General features: G+C 73.3%; 16 protein-coding genes. 7 read left to right on the top strand and 9 right to left on the bottom strand.

The genetic code is table 11. The features are described 5' to 3' along the window. The first annotated feature begins 26 nt into the window (after positions 1-26). Complete coding sequence (locus tag ACFVFR_RS03315; RefSeq protein ID WP_383697623.1) at positions 27-1,208, top strand: serine hydrolase domain-containing protein; 1,182 nt, start codon at positions 27-29, stop codon at positions 1,206-1,208. Between the two features lie 744 nt (positions 1,209-1,952). On the opposite strand, the gene ACFVFR_RS03310 is transcribed toward ACFVFR_RS03315, so the two are convergent. Next, complete coding sequence (locus tag ACFVFR_RS03310) at positions 1,953-2,573, bottom strand: DedA family protein (RefSeq protein ID WP_383697621.1); 621 nt, start codon at positions 2,571-2,573, stop codon at positions 1,953-1,955. Next, complete coding sequence (locus ACFVFR_RS03305) at positions 2,570-3,352, bottom strand: MBL fold metallo-hydrolase (RefSeq protein ID WP_383697619.1); 783 nt, start codon at positions 3,350-3,352, stop codon at positions 2,570-2,572. The genes ACFVFR_RS03310 and ACFVFR_RS03305 overlap by 4 nt, the downstream gene beginning before the upstream one ends. A 570-nt stretch (positions 3,353-3,922) precedes the next feature. Between ACFVFR_RS03305 and ACFVFR_RS03300 the strand changes: the two genes are divergently transcribed. From ACFVFR_RS03300 to ACFVFR_RS03290, 3 genes are all read left to right on the top strand, one after another. Then, entirely contained in the window at positions 3,923-5,356 is a 1,434-nt protein-coding gene (locus ACFVFR_RS03300; RefSeq protein WP_383697617.1) for an MFS transporter, read from the top strand. Between the two features lie 440 nt (positions 5,357-5,796). Further along, positions 5,797-8,181 (top strand): alkaline phosphatase family protein, encoded by a 2,385-nt coding sequence (locus ACFVFR_RS03295; RefSeq protein ID WP_383697615.1) that lies wholly within the window; start codon positions 5,797-5,799, stop codon positions 8,179-8,181. A gap of 102 nt (positions 8,182-8,283) precedes the next feature. Further along, entirely contained in the window at positions 8,284-9,789 is a 1,506-nt protein-coding gene (locus ACFVFR_RS03290; RefSeq protein ID WP_383697613.1) for an amino acid permease, read from the top strand. Here ACFVFR_RS03290 and ACFVFR_RS03285 read toward each other — a convergent pair. The 7 genes from ACFVFR_RS03285 to ACFVFR_RS03255 all read right to left on the bottom strand — a co-directional run bounded on the left by ACFVFR_RS03285 (position 9,717) and on the right by ACFVFR_RS03255 (position 15,079). Beyond that, positions 9,717-10,478 (bottom strand): SDR family NAD(P)-dependent oxidoreductase, encoded by a 762-nt coding sequence (locus ACFVFR_RS03285; protein WP_383697611.1) that lies wholly within the window; start codon positions 10,476-10,478, stop codon positions 9,717-9,719. The genes ACFVFR_RS03290 and ACFVFR_RS03285 overlap by 73 nt on opposite strands. A gap of 221 nt (positions 10,479-10,699) precedes the next feature. Further along, positions 10,700-11,302, bottom strand: a complete 603-nt coding sequence (locus ACFVFR_RS03280; RefSeq protein ID WP_383697609.1) for a TetR/AcrR family transcriptional regulator — start codon at positions 11,300-11,302, stop codon at positions 10,700-10,702. 194 nt (positions 11,303-11,496) lie between these two features. Then, positions 11,497-12,258, bottom strand: a complete 762-nt coding sequence (locus ACFVFR_RS03275; RefSeq protein ID WP_383697607.1) for a hypothetical protein — start codon at positions 12,256-12,258, stop codon at positions 11,497-11,499. A gap of 750 nt (positions 12,259-13,008) precedes the next feature. Continuing rightward, complete coding sequence (locus tag ACFVFR_RS03270) at positions 13,009-13,860, bottom strand: helix-turn-helix domain-containing protein (RefSeq protein ID WP_383697605.1); 852 nt, start codon at positions 13,858-13,860, stop codon at positions 13,009-13,011. Between the two features lie 24 nt (positions 13,861-13,884). Continuing rightward, positions 13,885-14,418, bottom strand: coding sequence for a DUF6879 family protein (locus ACFVFR_RS03265; RefSeq protein ID WP_383697603.1), 534 nt, complete (start codon positions 14,416-14,418; stop codon positions 13,885-13,887). Continuing rightward, complete coding sequence (locus ACFVFR_RS03260; protein ID WP_383697601.1) at positions 14,384-14,632, bottom strand: hypothetical protein; 249 nt, start codon at positions 14,630-14,632, stop codon at positions 14,384-14,386. Before ACFVFR_RS03260 ends, ACFVFR_RS03265 begins: the two co-directional genes overlap by 35 nt. 21 nt (positions 14,633-14,653) lie before the next feature. Further along, positions 14,654-15,079 (bottom strand): hypothetical protein, encoded by a 426-nt coding sequence (locus ACFVFR_RS03255; RefSeq protein ID WP_383697600.1) that lies wholly within the window; start codon positions 15,077-15,079, stop codon positions 14,654-14,656. Positions 15,080-15,515: 436 nt separating this feature from the next. On the opposite strand from ACFVFR_RS03255, the gene ACFVFR_RS03250 reads away from it, so the two are divergent. The 3 genes from ACFVFR_RS03250 to ACFVFR_RS03240 all read left to right on the top strand — a co-directional run bounded on the left by ACFVFR_RS03250 (position 15,516) and on the right by ACFVFR_RS03240 (position 20,008). Continuing rightward, positions 15,516-16,355 (top strand): helix-turn-helix domain-containing protein, encoded by an 840-nt coding sequence (locus ACFVFR_RS03250; protein WP_383697598.1) that lies wholly within the window; start codon positions 15,516-15,518, stop codon positions 16,353-16,355. After that, a complete protein-coding gene (locus tag ACFVFR_RS03245) occupies positions 16,333-16,560 on the top strand; it encodes a DUF397 domain-containing protein (protein ID WP_383697596.1) in 228 nt (75 codons plus the stop codon). The genes ACFVFR_RS03250 and ACFVFR_RS03245 overlap by 23 nt, the downstream gene beginning before the upstream one ends. Positions 16,561-16,759: 199 nt before the next feature. Further along, positions 16,760-20,008: a chondroitinase family polysaccharide lyase gene (locus ACFVFR_RS03240; protein ID WP_383697594.1), complete on the top strand. Its 3,249-nt coding sequence runs from the start codon at positions 16,760-16,762 to the stop codon at positions 20,006-20,008. Positions 20,009-20,160 lie beyond the last annotated feature (152 nt).

Here is a 20,160-nt window from a genome sequence, read left to right as displayed (position 1 = left end):
CAGGGTGTGACCAGGAGGTTCCTTCCGTGACCACGCGATCCCGCCCACCGCGTACCCGATCCGCCCCCGCCCGCCGGCGGCGCGCGCTCGCCGTCGTGGGGGTGCTCGCCGCGGCTCTGGCCGTCGGCGGGACGCTGCCCACGTCGGCCGCCGCCGACCGGGGCTCCGGCGACGTCGTCCGCCAGGGCCTGGACCACCTGGTCCGCGCGGACCACTACCCCGCCGCGCTGGCCGCCACCACCGAACCCGACGGCCGCGTCCGCGACTACGCCACCGGAGTCGCCGACCTGCGGACCGGGGCCAAGGTGCCGCTCGACGGGCGGGTGCGGGCCGGCAGCAACACCAAGACGTTCACCGCCGTCGTCGTGCTCCAACTGGTCGGCGAGGGCAAGGTGGCCCTGGACGCGCCCGTGGAGCGCTACCTGCCGGGCCTGGTACGCGGCGAGGGCATCGACGGGCGCCGCATCACCGTCCGCCAACTCCTCCAACACACCAGCGGGCTGCCCGACTACGTCCCCTACCTCGGCGACATCACCGGCGCCGACCGGCACACCTACGTCCAGCCGCGCACCACGCTCGACCTGGGCCTGGCCCACAGGGCGAGCTTCGCGCCCGGCGCCGGCTGGGAGTACAGCAACACCAACTACACGCTCGCCGGCCTGATCATCGAGAAGGTCACCGGCCGCCCGCTGGCCGAGCAGCTCACCCGACGGATCATCGACCGCCTCGGGCTGCGCGACACCTACTTCCCCGGTGTGGGTGACGAGCGCGTGCGCGGGGCCCACCCCCGGGGCTACTTCGCCGAGCGGCCCGGCGCGCCGCTGCGGGACGTCACCGAGATCGACCCCTCCTGGGGCTGGGCCGCCGGGCAGCTCATCTCCAGCCCCGCCGATCTGAACCGCTTCTTCACCGCGCTGTTCGGCGGCCGGCTCCTGGCCCCCGCGCAGCTGGCCCAGATGCGGACCACGGTTCCCACCGAGGGCAAGCTGTGGCCCGGCGCCCGGTACGGGCTCGGCGTCATCAGCACGCCGCTCAGCTGCGGTGGTCTGTCGTGGGGCCACGGCGGCGACATCCCCGGCTACCAGACCAGCCTCGGCGTCACCGACCGGGGCCGGGCCGTCTCCGTGGCCGTGACCGCCGACCGGGCGCAGGTGGCGCAGGGCCCCCACGACGTCCGGGCCCTGGTGGACACCGCGCTGTGCCGGTGAGGACCGGCCACCACTGACAGCGACGCGGGGCGCGCCCCTCCCGGCGCCCCCGCCGAGGCCGCCCCCCCCCGGTGAGCCGGGGCACGCGGGGGCGGAGTGCGCCACACCGGGGTGGGCGGCGTGCGGCGAAGGAGGGCGGCCGGGCCAACGCGCCCCGGCCGCCCCCTCGTTGGACCGGCGCGGGCGGGACCGGGCCCGCCCGGGGCGGTGGTGGGCGGGCGCGGGCGCGTTCGGCGCCCCGGTGGTCCCGCGCGCTCGGGTGGCCACGGCCACCGGACCCGCGCCGACCCACTCCCAGCTCGACCGACGCGAGCCGCGCCAGGACGTGAACGCGGTACGCGGAGCCGGCGGGACGGGCGTACGGGCCGAGGGGCGCACCGCCGACGGCCGGGCCGTGGCCCGCGCGGGGGACGGGGGGGCTGGCCACGCGGCAGCCGGTGCCGTGGAGCGCGTACCAGCGCGTCGGCGCCGCCGGCCGGCCCTCCAGCGCGGTGGGGGCGTCGCGACTGGTCGGCGAGGGCTGGTCGCGGCTGAGCGAACCGGGGCGGCGGGGGTGCTGTCGGCTCCGCGTGTACGGACGCCCGGCCGCCGGCTGCGCGGCGGGCAGCCGATACCCCGGCGGCCCGACACCCGGTGCCGTCACCTGTGTGGGGTGGCCCGGGTGTGCCGGGCCCGGGCGGGGGTGCGTCGGTGTGCCGGGCCCGGGCGGGGGTGCGTGGGTGGCCCGGCCGGGTGGGGCCGTGGCTAGGTCGTCGGGGAGCCGCGCAGGCGGCGCCAGAGCGTGGGGGCCACCGTGGCCGCCAGCGCCAGGCCGATCGCGGCGGCCACGCCCTCCCACGGCTCGGCGAACAGGGAGCCACCCAGGACGCCGATCAACTGGTACGTGGCCGCCCAGGCCAACGCCGCCGGGGCCGCACCGCGCGCGAACCGGCGCAGCGGCAGGTGGGAGAGCAGGCACGCGAGCATGACCGGAATCCGCCCCGCCGGCAGCAGCCGGGACAGCACGAGGACGGCGACACCGTGCTCGTCCAGCCTGGCCCGCGCCTGGTCGAGCCGCTCCGGCGCCGCCCGTTCGCGCAGTCGGCCCAGCCACCGCGAGCCATTGCGGGAGCGCACCCCGCGCTGGCCGAGCCAGTACAGGGCCAGGTCGCCGAGAAACGCGGCGAGCGAGGCGAGCGCGAAGACGACCAGCAGCGCCAGCGGCGAGGTCTGGTGGATCGCCACCACCGCCGCCGAACTGACCACCGCGCCGGTGGGGACCACCGGCACCAGCGAGCCCAGCACCACCAACAGGAACAGCGAGGGGTAGCCGACCGCCTGCTGGGTGGACTCGGGCGGTACGGAACGGGCGAGTTCGGAGATCACCGAGCGGCCTCCAGGCGCACGCTCTCGCAGTGCCGCAGCGGGTGCACCGCCGCCTGGGGCGCCAGGTGGGCCGCGTGCCGCAGGAAGTCGTCACCCGGCGCGTGGAACTCGTGCGGGCGCACGGCGTCCAGACCGATCGGCCAGAACGTGCCGTAGTGCACGGGCACCGCGCTGGGCGCCCCGAGCCGCACCAGCGCCTGCGCCGCGCGCCGCGCGTCCAGATGCCCCGGCCCCAGGTACGGCCCCCAGCCGCCGACCGGCAGCAACGCCACGTCACACGGCCCGACCACCGAGGGCATCTCGTCGAAGAGCCCGGTGTCCCCCGCGAAGTAGGTGGTGGCCGCGCCGCGCAGGACGTACCCGAGCGCGGGCGCCCGGCTGCGCCCGTACGGCAGCCGCCGGCCGTCGTGCGCGGCGGGCACGGCCCGTACGCGTACCTCGCCGACGGCGATCTCGTCGCCGGGCAGCACCTCGGTGACGCGCAGGCCGCGCGCGCTCGCCACCCGCCGCAGCGCCGGCACGGCCGCCCCCGCGCCCCGTGGCACGACCAGCCGGGTGCCGGGGGCCAGCCGCGCGAGCGAACCGGGGTGCAGGTGGTCGGCGTGCAGATGGGAGACGAGCGCGATGTCGGCGGCCAGCGCGCTGGGCGGCGGCACCGGCCCGCGCCGCCGGCGCAGATGCGCCAGCCGCTGGGCGAACAGCGGGTCGGTCAGCACGCGGACCCCGGAGTCCACCACCGTCGCGGTGGCATGCCCCCACCAGGTGATCTCCACCGACACCCGGGCCTCCCGTCTCGCACGCTGACCGGCGTCAGCTCACCCGAGCGTAGTTCAGGCCCGGGGCGGCCCGTGGCCGGCTCCCGGGAGACCCCCGCCCCGGCGAGGGCCACACCCCGGGCCGGGCCCGACCCCGTCGCGGCTGGCCCGCGTGGCCCGCCCGGCCGGGCGGCGGTCGCGGGGTGCGCGGGCCGGGCGGTGGTCGCGGGCGTGTGGCCCCGCGCGGGCGGGGCGCCGGCTGTGCCCCGCGCGTCCCGGGGCGGGTGGGGCGCCGGTCGCGTCGTTCGAGGTGGGTGCGGCTGGGCGCCGGCCGCACGGTACGCCCCCGGGCCGGCCGGGCACTGGCCATGCCTCGCGCGCCTCGTCTCGCTGGCGCGTCGGCGTCGGCGTCGGGGCGCGGGCTGCGGGTCGTCGGCGGGTCAAGCGGGGGTCATGCGCGGGTCACGGGGCGGGCATGGGTGGGTGAATTCTGGGTCGGCCGGCGCCTGTGGGGGCGCGATGACCGTAAGGGGCGCAATGGCTAGGTTAGCCTTACCTAACTTGAGCCTCGGGGGTTGGTGGAAAGGGGAGGGCATGGCGCCGCGCGTCGTACAGCGGGTCTTCACCAGGGGCGGGACCTCGCGAGCTCCGGCAGGGCCCGGCGCGCGGGGCGACGCGCCGCCGTGGCTGCTGATGCTGCTGTCGTGTAGCGCGCAGTTCCTCGTCGTCCTCGACGCCACCATCGTCTCGGTGGCGCTGCCACCGATATCCGACGCGCTGGGCTTCGGCGGCACCTCGTCCGTCGGCTGGGTCGTCAACGCCTACACCCTGGCCTTCGCCGGCTTCCTGCTCCTCGGTGGCCGACTCGCCGATCTGGTCGGCACCCGCGTCGTCTTCCTCACCGGGCTCGGCGTCTTCACCGTGGCCAGCCTCGTCTGCGGTCTGGCCACCGCCCCCGCCCACCTGGTGATCGCCCGTGCGGTGCAGGGCGTCGGCGGCGCGCTGCTGATGCCCACCACGCTGACGATCGTCCACCTCGCCTACGCCGAACCCGCCCAGCGGGCCCGCGCGCTGGGCCTGTGGAGCATGGTCGGGGCGGTCGGCGCGGCGGCGGGCACCGTGTTCGGCGGGCTGCTGACCGACTCGCTCGGCTGGCGCTGGGTCTTCCTCGTCAAGGTGCCCATCGGCGTGGTGGTGCTCGTGGTCGCCTGGCGCGCGCTCGCCCCCCGGCCGCGTACGGACGCGCCGCGCGAGCCGCTGGACGTGGTCGGGGCGCTCCTGGTCACCGGCGGGCTCGCCGCCCTCGTCTACGGCGTCGTCGCCTTCGGCGAGCCGGACGGGGTGCCGCGCGCGGTGGCGTTCGTGGCCGCCGCCCTGCTGTCGCTCGCGCTGTTCGTGGTACGTCAGCACCGCTGGGCCCGCAGCCCGTTGATGCCGCTGCGGATCTTCGGGCGTCGCGCGGTCAGCAGCGCCAACGCCGTGATGTTCTGCCTGGGTGTCGGCTACCTCGCCAGCCCCGTGGTGCTCTCGCTCTACCTCCAGGAGGTGCTCGACTACTCGCCCTCCGACGCGGGCCTTGGCTTCCTGCCCACCGCGCTGGCGGTGATGGTCGGCGCGCGGGTCACCGGCTGGATGACCACCCACTGGGGCACCCGGCCCACCGCGTGCCTGGGGCTCGCGCTGGTCGCCGCGGGCTTCCTGCTGCTGGGCCGGATCGGCCCCGACACCGCGTACCTGCCCACCATCGTGGTGCCGCTGCTGCTGGTCGGCCTGGGCGCGGGCGTGGCGTTCACGCCGATCACCGTGGCGGCCACCAGCAGCGTCGAGCCGGCCCTGACCGGTCTGGCCTCCGGGCTGCTCAACACCACCCGCCAGGTCAGCACGGCACTGGGCATCGCGGTCCTGACCGCCGTGGCCAGCTCCCTGGGCGGAGCGCACGGGTACGGGGTGGCCTTCCTCATCGCCGGCCTCCTCGCCGTCCTCGCCACGGCCGGCGCGGCCACGCTCATGCCGCGAGGTCGCGGCTAGCGACGACCCCGACGTCGGGATGGGGCCGCGCCTCCCACCCTGATGTCGGGTGAGCCCCGCCTCACGCCCGCCCTGACGCCGGGTGAGCCCCGCGCCTCGCCTCCCGCGCCACCTCACGCCGGGTGAGCCCCGCGCCCGGTGCGCTCGCCCGCCGCGCGGGGCGCCCGCCCCGTACGCCCGTCCGCCGCCAAGCGCGCCGCCGCGTACCGCCGCCGCCGTACACCCCCACCCCGCTCCCCACCCCCGGGCGCGCTCCGCGCCTGTGCCGCCCCGCATCGGGCGCGCGCCCCGTGTCGGTCGCCGCGTCCGCCGTCGCGTGGGCCCGCCCGGTCGCCGGCGCGGGCGCCCGGTCCGGCGTCGGCCGACGCCGGCGGCTCCGACATGACAGGCTGGTCCGCGAGCCCGGGTACCAGGCGGGCGGGAACACGAGGTGGAAGCGCGTGCAGTGGCCCCGATGGAAGACCGTGGGCGGCACCCTGTTGCGGGTGACGGCGGTGTGGGCGGTCAGCACGCTGACCATGCTCGCCCTCGCCGGCATCCTGCCCGACTTCCGGCTCCAGTCCGCCGACGGTGACAGCGCTACCCGGATCAGCATCACCGCCGCCTCCGGGGCCGGCGCGTTCGGCCTGCTCAGCGCGCTGGTCTGGCCCGCTCTCGTGCGCGCGCTGCTGCTGGTGCCCGCCTTCGTCCTCGGCCTGCTCGTCTTCTTCCTCAACGGCTCGTTGCTGCTGGTCGCCCTCAGCCTGATACCCGACGGCCGGGGCTCGGTGGAACCGGAGACCGCCGTCGTGGTCGCCGCCGTCATGTCGGCCGCCTCCTCCGCGACCAGCACGGCCCTGGCCGTCCGCGACGACGGCGCCTACCGCCGCCGCCTGGCCCGCCTCGCCTACCGCAGGCACCGGCGCGGCGGCCTGGCCGGCGCCCCGCCCTGGCGCGGCCGGCCCGCGTCGGGCGCCAGCCGGCCGGGCGTCTCGGCCACCCCGCCCGGCACGGTCTTCCTCCAGCTCGACGGCATCGGCCACGACACGCTGCGGGCCGCCCTGCGCGACCGCCCCTCGGGCTGCCACGGCCGCACCCGGCCCCCGCTCATGGGCACCCTCGCCAGCTGGGAGGGCACCACCCACACCCTCACCCCGTGGCGTACGGACTGGTCCAGCCAGACCGGTTCCAGCCAGCTCGGCATCCTGCACGGCTCCAACGAGGACGTGCCCGCCTTCCGCTGGTACGAGAAGGACACCGGCGAGCTGATGATCAGCAACCGGCCCACCAGCGCCGCCGAACTCCAGCGCCGCGCCGCCGCCCGCGCCGGCCACCCGGGGCTGCTCGCCCAGGACGGCGCCAGCCGAGGCAACCTGTTCACCGGCGGCGCCGACCAGCTCGCGCTGGTCCTGTCCGTCGCCGGCCGGCGCGGCAAGCACAACCGCTCCCGGGCCGGTTACTTCGCCTACTTCTCCGACCCGGCCAACGCCAGCCGCACCGCCGGCTCCTTCGTCGCCGAGGTCTGCCGCGAGATCGGCCAGTCCACCCGCGCCAAGCTGCGCCGCGAGCGCCCCCGAGTGCGACGCGGCGGGCTCTACCCCTTCATCCGCGCCTTCGCCACCGTCGTCGAACGGGACGTGGTGGTGGCCGCCGTCATCGGCGACATGCTCGCCGGCCGCCGCGCCGTCTACGCCGACCTCGTCGCCTACGACGAGGTCGCCCACCACTCGGGACCGGCCAGCCGCGACACCCACCAGGTGCTGCGCCGGCTCGACCGCAGCATCAAGCTGATCGCCAAGGCCGCCCGGCACGCGCCCCGCGACTACCGCTTCGTCCTGCTCTCCGACCACGGCCAGACCCCGGGCGAGACCTTCGCGGCCCAGTACGGACTGACCCTGGAGGACCTGGTCCGCGCCGGCTGCGGACTGCCCGTCCCGCGCCGCGCCGAACGTACCCGCAGCGGCGCCGAGGCGCGGGCGGCGGCCCGCGTCGCCCTGCACCGGCCCGAGGAGACCCACGAACGCGAGCAGGCGCGCCCCGGCGCGAGCGCGGCCCGCTCCGGCCCGGCCACCCCGAGAGGGCACGGGCCCGCGCCCGGCGGGACCCGATCCGCGACCGACGTGACTTTCCGGGCGCCTTCCCGGGCGACCGCCGAGACGACCGCCGCTGCGCACGGCGGCACGGGCGCCACCTCGACGGCGACCCCGCCCGCCGAGCCGCAGCGCCGGCGCCGGCAGGGGCCCATCGTGCTCGGCTCCGGCAACCTGGGCCTGATCTCCTTCCCCGACGTGCCCCACCGGCTGACCCGCGAGGACATCGACCGACGCCACCCGGCCCTGTTGCACGCCCTGGCCGAACACCCGGGGATCGGGTTCCTGCTCGTCCGCTCGGCCGAGCACGGGGCGGTGGTGCTCGGCGCGCACGGCGGCGAACACCACCTGGAGACCGGACACGTCGTCGGCACCAGCCCGCTGACCCCCTTCGGCCCCGGCGCCGCCGAGGCCGTGCTGCGCACCGACGGCTTCCCGCACGCCGCCGACATCATGGTCAACTCCGCGTACGACCCGCGCACCGGTGAGGTGCACGCCTTCGAGGACCAGATCGGCTCGCACGGCGGGCTCGGTGGCGACCAGACCCACCCCTTCCTGCTGTGGCCCAGCGACCTGACCCCACCCACGGCCGACGGCGCCGAACTCGTCGGGGCCGAGCATGTGCACCGGGTACTCCGCCGCTGGCTCGACGAGGCGGACCGGTGTGCGCGACCCCTGGACGAATCGGTGGCCACACCGCAGGTGACCGGCGCTTTTTCCACCACAGAGCCCGTCGTACAGGACAAATCCCGCTGATTTGGTGTACCGCTCCCGGTCCCCGACCATATTGCGCGGTCCGCCCCGCCCGGCACCCTCGGGCGGCGGCGTGCGACCCGCACCCCGAGAGGCACACCCCCCATGCGCGACCGGCACTCCCGCCGCTTCGGCCTGCCCACGGCGACCGCCCTGGTCATGGGCAACATCATCGGCGGCGGCATCTTCCTGCTGCCCGCCCTGGTCGCCCCGTACGGCACGGTCAGCCTGGTCGCCTTCGTGGTGCTCAGCGCGGGCGCGCTCGCGCTGGCCCTGGTCTTCGGGCGGCTGGCCGAGCGCGACCCGCGCACCGGCGGGCCCTACGTGTACGCGCGGGCCGCCTTCGGTGACTTCGCCGGCTTCCTGGCCGCCTGGAGCTACTGGATCACCACCTGGGTCAGCAACGCGGCCCTCGCGGTCGCGGCCGTCGGCTACCTGGACGTCCTGGTCCCGGTGCACGGCGCGACCTGGCGTAGCGTGCTGGCCGCGCTGGTCGTCCTGTGGCTGCCCGCGCTCGCCAACCTGGCCGGCACCCGCTACGTCGGCGCGGTGCAACTCGTCTCGACCGTGCTCAAGTTCGCGCCACTGCTGCTGGTCGCCGTCGGCGGCCTCGTCTTCTTCGACCCGGCCAACCTCGGCCCCTTCCAGGCCCGTGACCAGGGCCTGACCGGTAGCGTCTCGGCCGCCGCCGCCATCTTGCTGTTCAGCTACCTGGGCGTGGAGTCGGCGGCGATGAGCGCCGGCGAGGTACGTGACCCGCGCCGCAACGTCGGCCGCGCCACCGTCCTCGGCACCCTCGGCGCGGCGCTGGTCTACCTGCTGGGCACGCTCGCCGTCTTCGGCACGGTCGCCCACGCGGACCTGGTGCACTCCACGGCGCCGTTCTCGGACGCGGTGGACGCCATGTTCGGCGGCGGTTGGGGCGGAGTGGCCATCGCCTGCGCCGCGCTGATCTCCATGACCGGCGCGCTCAACGGCTGGACGCTGATGAGCGCCCAGGCGCCGTACGCGGCGGCCCGCGACGGCCTCTTCCCGGCGGTGTTCCTCCGTAAGCGGCGCGGCGTACCGACGACGGGAGTGCTGGTCGGCACCGTACTGGCGTCCCTGCTCACCATCGCCGGCCACACCCTGGGCACCGGCGGCGCCTTCGAGACGCTGGTCCTGGTCACCACCTTCACGGCCACCGTCCCCTACCTCCTGGCGACCGCCGCCCAACTCTTCTTCCTCCTCTCCGGCCAGCGCGACCGCGTCCGCCCCGCCCGCCTGACCCGCGACGCGCTCCTGGCCCTGACCGCCTTCGGCTTCTCCCTGTGGCTGGTCGCCGGCGCCGGCTACGCGGCGGTCTACCAGGGCGTGCTGTTCCTGTTCGCCGGCGTCCTGGTGTACGTGTGGCTGGCGGCACGGCGGGAACGGGGGGTGGCACCGGTGGGCGGGGCCCCGGCCGAGGTGGGTTCGCCGGCCGGCGCCAGCGGGGGGCCCGCCGGCGCCGGCGTGGTGGCGGCCGGCGTGGGGCGGGCCGGCCCGCCCGCCCCGGCGACTCAGGCCGTGGAGCCGCCGTCCACGACCAGGTCCGCGCCGACCGTGGAGGCCGCGTCGTCGGAGGCGAGGTAGAGCACCGCGGCGGCGATCTCCTCGGTACGGGCCACGCGGCCGTTGGGCACCTGCTGGCGCATCCGCTCGGCCTTCGCCTCCGGGCTCTCGCCCGGCAGCGTGGACATCGGGGTGTCCGTCGAACCGGGGCTGACCGCGTTGATCCGAACGCCCTCGCCGATGTGGTCCAGCGCGGCGTTGCGGGTCAGCGCGCTGACGGCGGCCTTGCTGGCGACGTAGACGGCCATGTTGCGGCGGCGCGAGTGCGCGCCCAGCCGGGAGGCGATGTTGACGATGGCGCCGCCACCGTGCGCGCGCATGTGCAGCACCTCGTGCTTGAGGCTGAGCCAGACGCCCGTCAGGTTCACGTCCACGACCCGCCGCCAGTCCTCCTCGGCCAGGTCGGCGGCGGGCGTCGGGGGCAGGATGAGGCCGGCGTTGTTGACGGCGACGTGCAGCCCGTCGAACCGCTCCACCGTCTCCCGTACCAGCCGCTCCACGTCGGCCGCCCGTGTGACGTCCGCCGTGACGGCCGCGGCGGTGCCTCCCGTCTGCTCGACCAGGGCGACGGTCTCCTGGAGCGGCTGCGCCGAGCGGCCCGCGACCACCACCCGCGCCCCCTCGCGCGCCAGGCCCAGGGCGACGGCCCGCCCGATGCCGGTGCCGCCCCCCGTGACGAGCGCGGTCTTGCCGGCGAAGCGTGCGGTCATGAGATGACTCCTTCGTGAGGGTGTGCTCCGCGAGCACACCGTCAATTGCAGATCGATCGGTCTTGAATGAGGGTGTGTGAGAGTACGGCGCACGCGGGCGCCGGGCCTCGCGGTGGAGGTGGGGGCGCGGCGGTGGCCGTGGCGTGGGGGAGCCCGCGCGTCGACGGGGGTGGCCGCGTGGGGTGGCACGGCCGTGTCGGCGCTCGCCGCGTCGCGCGACGTCAGCTGGTCGTGGACTCCGCCGGGTCGAGCAGGGCCAGGGCCTGGGCCGCCGCGTCCGCGAGCCGGCCGGGTTGGTCGATGGACCGGCCCATCACCCGCAGCCCCTGGAGCAGTACCAGCAGCATGCGGGCGAGGGCGCGCGGATCGCGCTCAGGCGGCAACTCGCCCTGCGCCTTGGCCCGGATCAACGCCGAGGTCAGCGCCGTCTCGATGGAGTCCCAGCTCGCCCCCACCCGCCGGGCCATCGCCACGTCGTGCGGGGCCAGCTCGATCGCGGTGTTGGTGATGAAACACCCCCGTCGCTCGTCGTCGGTCGCCGCCTCGGCGGCGAACCGCCCCACCACCGCCCGCACGGCCGGCAGCGCGGGCCCCGGCTGGGACAACTCCTCCACCAGGTCCGGCCCGTGCTGCTCGCTGTACCGCTCCAGCGCCTTGGCGTACAGCTCGCGCTTGCCGCCGAAGGTCGCGTAGATGCTGGCCCGCGCGACGCCGAGGTGTGTCACGAGGTCGGCCATCGAGGTCGCCTCGTAACCCCGCCGCCAGAACAGCTCAAGCGCTGCCTGCAGCGCGGCATCCGGATCGAATTCCTTGGTCCTGGCCACGCGACGACCCTAGCCCGATCGAGAACGTTCGGTCAATAAAGGCCGAGGTCTGTGCGGGGCGGGCCTACGGTGATCGCCGACGTCCCTCCTCGGCCTGATCGCGGTGATCGACACGGAGCGGGGTGAGCTCGTCGTCCAGGTGTCGCCGTTCACGCGGGGAGAGGGTCGGCTGACGGGCGGACTGGGGGGCTCGTTCATGAAGATGTCTGGCTGCCCACTCCTCTGAGCCGTTCCCAGAGTCGTTGCATCTTCTCCACGCTGTCCCGTGGCTGTGTCCACTCGTTTCCCACGACCTCGACAGGGACGGCCGGGCACGAGCTCAGGAACTCCGCGAACTGGTCGTCACACCAACTCGGTACCCACCCACCAGAGCGGCAAAGGAAGACCGCGCTGAAGGTGGCCTCGGGCGCGTCGCCGGTGTCGATGCGCATGCTGACGGGAATCAGCGGTTCCTCGGTCGGCCGCGCCATGGACTCGCGCCACGGGGGGAAGTGGACGAAGACCTGTGAGCCGTTCCAGTAGTGGGCGAGTAACCAGTTCTCGGCGCTGATCCTCTTGCCCCCGGACAGGACCCCGATCTTCCAGTCCTCGAAGCTGCGGTCGTTCCGCTTGTACCCGCAGTCGTGGTGGGCGTCGTACAGGTGGATGCTCCGCCAGGGGCCGGAGCCGCCGAGGTCGGAGGGGAAGACCTGGGAGGCCCAGGCGTTCGAGTCGGCGTAGAAGACGGTGGCGTCGGGCGCGATGGTGAAGCGGTTCCAGAAGCCCTCGTACCGCTGGCATCGGGGGAGCGTGACTCCGGCATCCTCGAAGGCCCGGAGGCGTTTGAGCCAGATCGCCTCGACGTGCACCGCGTCTTCGCGTACTGGCCAGGCGTACAGCTCGGGGTGATCGCCAAGTGGCCCTCCGGCGGTGGGAGTCGGGAAGAAGTAGTCCCAGTCGACGACGAGCAGATCCATGGGGCGACCTATCTCCGGGTACGGACAGGCCCCCGGCCGCGACCGGGGGCCCATCAGGTGATTCAGCGGTCAGTGGCCGGGCGAGCCGCTGCCGCCCTTACCGTCACCGTCTTCGATGTCGGTGTTATCGGCGTCCTCGTCGCCGCCCTGCGCGGTAGCCTGACGGAGCAGTGCTTCCTTGAGAGTCACGGGCTTTCGCCTCCTCAAGCGCGGCCAAGGGTGCCTCCCTTGGCGGTCGTGCACCTGCGACCCGCCTCGGCCCTGGACCGGCCGGGGCGGGAATTCGTGTACGCGTGATCGCGTAGGCGAGGACGCACGTGAGGATGACGGCTGTTGCCAAACGCCCGGGGGTTGCTCACAGAGGGGCAGAAGGTTGTCCCCTGCCTGCACCGGCGGCGCGGCTCATGGGCTGGGGCGCGATCTCGGCCCGCGTAGCCGTGTCAGTACGGCCGATGAAGTGCGAGACCCTGGCCCCGTTGGGCCCCGACGTCATGCGCTACACGAGGTGCGGGCCCCGCCGGACTCGAAGAGGCCATCGACCTTCGCCTGGGAGGAGGGCGGAGACTCCACCGTGACGAGCGTCGCGGCTTCCCTGAGGGGGGTCCGCCGGGCTCGGGGGGCCGGGTCGTGCTTCCACTGATCGTCGCAGCCATCGCCTCGCCACCTTCAACAGTCGTCCGTGCGCTGTGATGTGAAGGTATGGAAGCGGGATGGCCCCGGTCCACGATGTTGCGAAGTGTTGCGAGCGACTTAGCCGAGGGAGTCAACCGCGGCACGAATGAGTGCCGCGGCGCGTGTGCCGTGGACGGCCTGTTGGGAAAGTTCCGCGAACGCGCGGGCATAGGTGGCGATGTCACTCGGCTGCGTCACGGTGACCTTGGCTGTCAGCAGCTCCACGACGACCCGCGTGTCATCGAACATCGTGAACGTCTCCTGGCCCCACACCGTGCGCCGGTCCGCCGCGCGAGGAACTACACCGAGCGAGACGTTCGGCAAGGGGAGTACATACAGGAGGTGCTCGAGCTGAGCAGCCATGGTGTCCCGACTGCCGTGGCGCTTGTAGAGAACGTCTTCCTCGATGACGAAGGCGAAGCTGCGACCGCCCTGGTACACCACCTGGGCGCGGTCCACTCGCGCTCGCGCGGCGTCTTCGGAGTCGTCGGGGATGCCTCGGAAGGTAGCGATCGTGGACATCAGCGCGCGGGCATAGTGCTGTGTCTGGAGAACTCCGGGCATGACGCGGGTGGCGTAGATCCGGAAGCGTCGAGTGCGCTCGTAGAGCGGCACCCCGGACTCCTGGAGGTGGCGTAGCCCGGTGCGCTGCAGCCGGCGCCACTCGACGTACATGGATTCCGCATCGCGAGAGGCGGCGATCAGGTCAGCGGTCTGCCCTGGTGCGCCGCAGGCGACGCACCAGATTCGGATGTCGGCGTCCTTCGGCGTTTGGTTCGCCGACTCGATCCGGGAGACCTTTGACTTGTTCCAGCCACACAGGTCGGCCAGCCCCTGCATCGTCAACTCCGCGTCTTTGCGCAGGTCGCGGAGCCGGTGAGAAACCGACTTCCTGGCGCCCTCGACGCTCGACAGGGGTGAGGAAGACATGGGCTGGCTGTGTATCCGTGCTTGCTACTTGACCTCGAACTCCTCGTGAGGAGTGGCTCGCTCCCACACGGCATCGAACGCGGACCTGCACAGCTCTACTACGGGAGGCTCGTCAACCACCTCGGGGCCGCCCGATCCGCCCTCGCCCGTGAAGTGGTTGAAGCGGACGATGCGATCATCGAACAGCCAGAAGTCGTTTCCCGGCAGAGGGATGTCCGAAGCCCGTCGCCTGGAGAGCCAGCGAATCTGTTCGCCGGCCTCGATGTTCAGGTGCGTTCCCGCGTGCTCGAACCGGATGTACTCCGACACGGGTTCCGAGACGACCCGCGCTCGCCGGAACCGCACGCCACGAGCAGTGGCGTTTCGCACCGTGCTGAGCCAGGCGCTACGACGCCCCGTACGGTCGTTTCGGCCACCGTCGTCACCTGCCTTCCACGCTTCGAACTCGTCCGCCTCAGCCGCGATGGCGTAAGCGTCGCGCATCTCTAGGTGAACGGCCGACTTGTGGCAGTCGGCCAGCATCTCAGTGAAGGTTGGCACTGAGTTGTTCTGCGGCATCGCACGCCTTTCGGATCTGCGGCACCATACGGGCCGGAAGGCGAATGATGCCCTCGGTGTCCGGCAGGTGTCCAAACTCCTGGGCCATGCCCCTGGTCTCCTCGTCACCCTTCCACCCCTGGAACACGAGATCAGCATTCCGATCATCCACCAGCACCGTCGGGCACTCGTCGCCATCTGTGTTGGGGTCCTTGCCGAAGAACAGTAGGGACATGGCTACCTCTCCCGCGTGGAGTCAGCTGCGACCTGTCGCACGAACATCGCCTCGGAGAGACACCGGCGTCAAGGGACCGACTGGTTTCAGCGCCATGATCAGGCCAGGACGCGAGGAAGCTCCCGCTCGAGCGATGGGCCCTTCGCCCATATCCGCCCATCGGAGGTCGGAGGGGAAGACCTGGGAGGCCCAGGCGTTCGAGTCGACGTAGAAGACGGTGGCGTCGGGCGCGATGGTGAAGCGGTTCCAGAAGCCCTCGTACCGCTGGCATCGGGGGAGCGTGACTCCGGCATCCTCGAAGGCCCGGAGGCGTTTGAGCCAGATCGCCTCGACGTGCACCGCGTCTTCCCGTACCGGCCAGGCGTACAGCTCGGGGTGATCGCCAAGTGGCCCTCCGGCGGTGGGAGTCGGGAAGAAGTAGTCCCAGTCGACGACGAGCAGATCCATGGGGCGACCTATCTCCGGGTACGGACAGGCCCCCGGCCGCGACCGGGGTTGCTGGCGGGGGGTGCGGAGGGAGTGTGGGGGCGGAGCGGGCTGGTGGGTTGTGGCCGCGTGAGTCGTCGTGCGTGGGCGCGCGAAGCGGGAAATCGGCGGCTGGTGGCGCGTGGTCGTCCGCCCCCGCTGTGCCTGGCCTCTCTCGGCCTCCCGACTTGTTTCGTCGCGTTGTTCGTCGCGCCACGCGACGTGTCATTTAGTGACCCGTGGTTCCCATTTCTCCGCGATCTCGGAACGCGCGCGTCTATGTCACTCGATCGGGCTAAGCGCCTTGCTGGGAAGGGATTTCCCGGTACGGTGACCACTCTTGCCGAAGAGACGTACTCGCGCACACATCACATGTCACCAACGGGCAACTGGTGACACGGATTTGGGGTTTTCATCAATGGAGCTGAACAACGAGGACGAGGGCAGACTCACACCTCAGGTCCTGATCGGGCGACGCCTGCGGCGCCTGCGCGAACGGGCGGGGGTCTCGCAACGCGCCCTGGCCAGCGCGGTGCACTATCCGCACTCGTACATCAGCCGAGTGGAGCGCGGCGAGCAACTGCCGTCGCAGACGCTGGCGGAGGCGTTGGACGCGTACTTCGACACGGATGAGTTGTTCGTCGAACTGCTCGCCACAGCAAGGGAACTCGCTATTCCCGACTACGGCAAAATGGTTGCGCGAGGCGAAGAAGTCGCTTCCCGTATCCAGGTGTTCAACAGCAGTCTGATTCCGGGGCTCCTGCAAACCGAGGATTACGCACAGGCACTCTTCCGTGCGTCACTTCCCGGGGAGTCGGCGGAGCAGATCGCAGCCTTGGTCGCCGCGCGCATGGCACGCAAGATGGTGTTCGAGAAGACGGAGAAGCCTTTCTACTGGGCCATCATGGACGAAGCCGCTCTTCGACGCCCGGTGGGAGGGTTTGGGTGTATGAGGAGCCAGCTTCACTCCGTGCTCACCGTTGCTCAGTCACCGCACGTCGCGGTGCAGGTGCTGCCGTTCACGCAGGGAGAGCATCCGTTGCTGGGTGGCAGTCTGAGCCTGCTGACGCTCGCCAACGGGACCACGATCGCGTATGTCGAGAGCTATGCCACGGGGCACCCCATCGAGTCGCCACAGCGCGTACTCGAACTCACCCAACGTTTCGACAAGGCACGCTCGCAGGCACTGCCCGAGGACGAATCTATCGACATGGTCCGCAGTTACCTGAAAGAGTATGAGCATGAACATGATTCCTGACGCGTCCGCCGTGTCGTGCTGGCGGAAGTCCAGTTACAGCAACGGCGAGCCCGGCGGTGAATGCGTCGAGGTCGCCGACGGCTACCCCGGTGCCGTACCGGTTCGTGATTCGAAGGACCCCAACGGTCCGGCGCTGGTCTTCGCCGCGCCGGCCTGGTCAGCGTTCGTCTCCGCCGTCAAAGCCGGAGCTTTCGTCAGCGGTTGAGGCCCCGACGTCAGCACGTACGCTCGGAAACCGCACGTGAGAGGCCCCCGTCTGGATGATGGGGGCCTTCGTCGTGCCCCGGTCCAGGCCCCCGCCGCCCGCCCGCCACGCACCCTGTGCCCGCCCGCCCCCTCGGCCTCACAATCGAGGAGCGGGGGCACCAGGGCCGCACACCGGCCGGCGACGGAAGGAATCCCCCATGGAGCGTGGGACCAAGGCCGAACGCGGCAAAGTCACCCGGCGCAGGCTGCTCGCCTACGGTGTCGCGGCCACCGGCACGGCCGCGACACACACCGCGCCCCTGCTCCCGTTCGCCCCGGCGAGCCTCGCGGCGGCGCACGCGTCAGCGCCCACAGCCGGCGGGCCCACCGGCCGGGCTGCGACCACCGCCGCCGCACGCGCGGAATCCCTGGAAGAGCGCGCCCTGGCGCTCACCCCGCCGGCGTTCCTGCTGGAGAGCGCCGTGCCGGAGGCGTTCACCGCCGGGCCCGGCAGCGTGTTGTCCATCGGCGGCGAGCACGGTTCGGTCTGCGGGCGACGCGCGTTGCGGTGGGACCACGGCCCCGGTGCCCAGTTCACCATCAGCGCCGACCTGGCCTGGGCCCCTGACCCGTACCGCGCCAAACCGCTCGCCGACCAGGCGTGGCAGGGCACCGTGGACACGTTCGCGGTGTGGATCCACAACGAGCGGGCCTCGGACGACGCGGTGCGGTTCGCGTTCGGGCGGGGCGAGCGGACGGACTGCTGGTTCGACTTCCGGCTGGACTTCACCGGCTGGCGTACGGCCTGGCCACGGTACGCCTACGACCTGCACGGCCGCCCGCGCCGGGACATGGACACCTGCCGGGTCACCGCCCCGCGCCGCGCCGGCACGCTCTGGCTCGACCAGATCCTGCTCAACGTCGCGCTGCGGCCCGACGCGCCCTGCCGTGACGCGCAGGTGGACCACATCGGGATCGAGGGCGACGGCTGGGACCAGCAGCACTGGCAGGCGCTCCACCTCTTCGACCGGCTGCTGACCCGCCACCCCATCGCCGCGCCGCCACCGACCGCCGCCGAACGCGCCGGGCTGCGTACCGTCCAACGCCGCTACCGCGACGACTACCTGTCCGGCGGGCCGCCGGTCACCGACGCGTACGTACGTCAACTCACCGACAGGGTCGTTGAGTTGACCGAGGGGCGGGCGGTGTTCTCCTTCCAGGGGCAGATCTACCCGCCCGAGATCGCCACCGATCTGACCGCCTACGTGGGCGCCGCCGACCTCAAGGAGGTCACCGGGCTGTTGCGGACGATCGCCCAGGCGCACGACGCGGCGGCCCCCGGGTCGGCGCACGCCGCCGCCCTTGGCGCGCTCTACGTACGCGTCGTGCGGCGGCTGCGCGAACTGGGTTGGACGTACGGCAGTTGCCAGGGCACCGTCCACCACCTCGGCTTCGCCGTGGTCGGCTACTACGACTCGGTCGTCCTGATGCGCGAGGTGCTGCGCGCGGCGGGCCTGCTGGCAGCGGTGCGGGCCGACCTGACCTGGCTGTCGGGCCTTGGACGGCTCCGCCGTGGCTTCGACTTCCGCAACGGGCACGGCTCCACGGCGGACATCCTCAACACCACCGTGCGCGGCATGTTCGCCGTGGCCCTGCTCCAGGAGGGTGAGGCCCGCCAGGTGGGCCATCTGCGCGCCCTCAGCGACTGGCTCAGCCGCTACCTGCTGCCCACCGACGGCATCCAGGACGGACTCAAGACCGACGGCACCACCTTTCACCACGTCGGCTTCTATCCCGACTACGCGCGCGACGGGTTCGCCGGCTGCGCGCCCATCGTCTACCTGCTCAGCCGTGGCCCGTTCCGCGTCACCACCGAGGCCCACCGGGCCCTGCGCCAGGCCGTGTTGACGCTGCGGATCGTCGCCAACACCCTGCACTGGCCGATCCCGCTCAGCGGTCGCAAGCCCGAGGGCACCACGGGCCTGGTCCCCACCCCGTACCAGTGGCTGGCCCTCGCCGGCACCCCCGACGGGCGCGAGGCCATCGACGCGGAGGTCGGCGCGGCCTTCCTGCGCCTGCTGCCCGCGCGCCCCACCGAGGCCCAGCGCGCGGTCGCCGCGCGCCTGACGGCGGCCGGCGTGCGCGCCGAGCCGGCGCCGTCGGGGGCGTGGGCGTACAACTACGCGGCGCTGGCCGTGCAGCGGCGGGACGACTGGCAGGTGGTGGTACGCGGCCACAACCGCTACCTGTGGTCGACCGAGGTGTACGAGGGCGCCAACTGGTACGGCCGCTACAACACCTACGGCCACATCCACGTGCTGCACCGGGGCGTTCCCGTCACCAACCGCGCCAGCGGTTTCCAGCAGGAGGGTTACGACTGGAACCGCCGCCCGGGCACCACCACGCAACACAAGCCGTGGGAGGCGCTGAAGGCCGACCTGACCGGCACCATCGAGGAGATGCTGCTCAGCGAGGAGGCGTTCGCCGGGGGGCACACCATCGACGGGCGCAACGCCCTGTTCGCCATGCGGCTGCGCGAACACCCCAAGCACGACGCGACCCACCGGGCCCGGATCTCCGTCTTCCTCTTCGACCACCGTGTCATCGCACTGGGCACCGGCATCGGCAACCAGGACCGCGAGCACGAGACCGAGACCACCCTCTTCCAGACCCACCTGGCCCACCCCGGGGCGCCCACCTACCTCGGCGACCCCGAACCGGTCACCGCCTTCCCCTACGAGCACCCCGACCGGCCGCTGGCCGCCGACACCTGGCTGGTGGACGACAAGGGCCTGGGCTACTACGTCCCGGCCGGTCAGCGCCTCGCGCTGACCCGCACCACCCAGCACTCCCGCCGGCACGGCAACGGGGCACCCACCCACGGCGACTTCGCGACCGCCTGGCTGCGCCACGGTCGGGCCCCGCACACCGCGCGCTACTCCTACGCCATGGTCGTCGGCGCCACCCCGCAGACCATGGCCGACTTCACCCGCCAGATGGCCCGCCCCGCCAGCGCCCCGTACACGGTGCGTCGCGCCGACGACGCCGCGCACGTCGTCACCGACCGGGCCACCGGCCTGACCGGCTACGCCGTCTTCACCCCCACCGACGGGCTGGACACCGACGGCGGTGTCGTACGCGCCGTGGACACCCCCGCGCTGCTGCTGTGCCGCGCCGACGGCCCCGACGCGCTCGCCCTGTCGGTCACCGACCCGGACCTGCGGCTGTACGAGGGCCGGGACCCGGACCAGTACGCGGGCGACCGGTACGTCGGGCACTGGAGCCCCTACTCCCGCCCCTGGCTCACCCACCCCAGCCGCGCCCACACCCTGCGGGTGCGGCTGCGCGGGCGGTGGCGCCTGGCGGCGGGGGAGTGGTCCCGGGCGCGCGTGCGGGGTGACGAGACGGTCCTCAGCGTGCGCACCGTGCACGGACGCCCGGTCCAGGTACGCCTGGAACCGGCCTGAGCCAGCGCGGGCCCTCGGGCCGCCGGCCACCTCCCGGGCCCCGGCTGGGCGCCAGCCGACCCACCCGGCCGATCTCGCGCCCACGCCGACCCAGACCCCGACCCAGACCCCGAGCCCCGCGCCCACGCCGACCCCCGACCGGCCCCGATCCC

The sequence above is a fragment of the Streptomyces sp. NPDC057702 genome (assembly GCF_042799315.1).
Taxonomy (GTDB): Bacteria; Actinomycetota; Actinomycetes; order Streptomycetales; family Streptomycetaceae; genus Streptomyces.
This window is presented reverse-complemented; position numbering and strand designations above follow the sequence as displayed.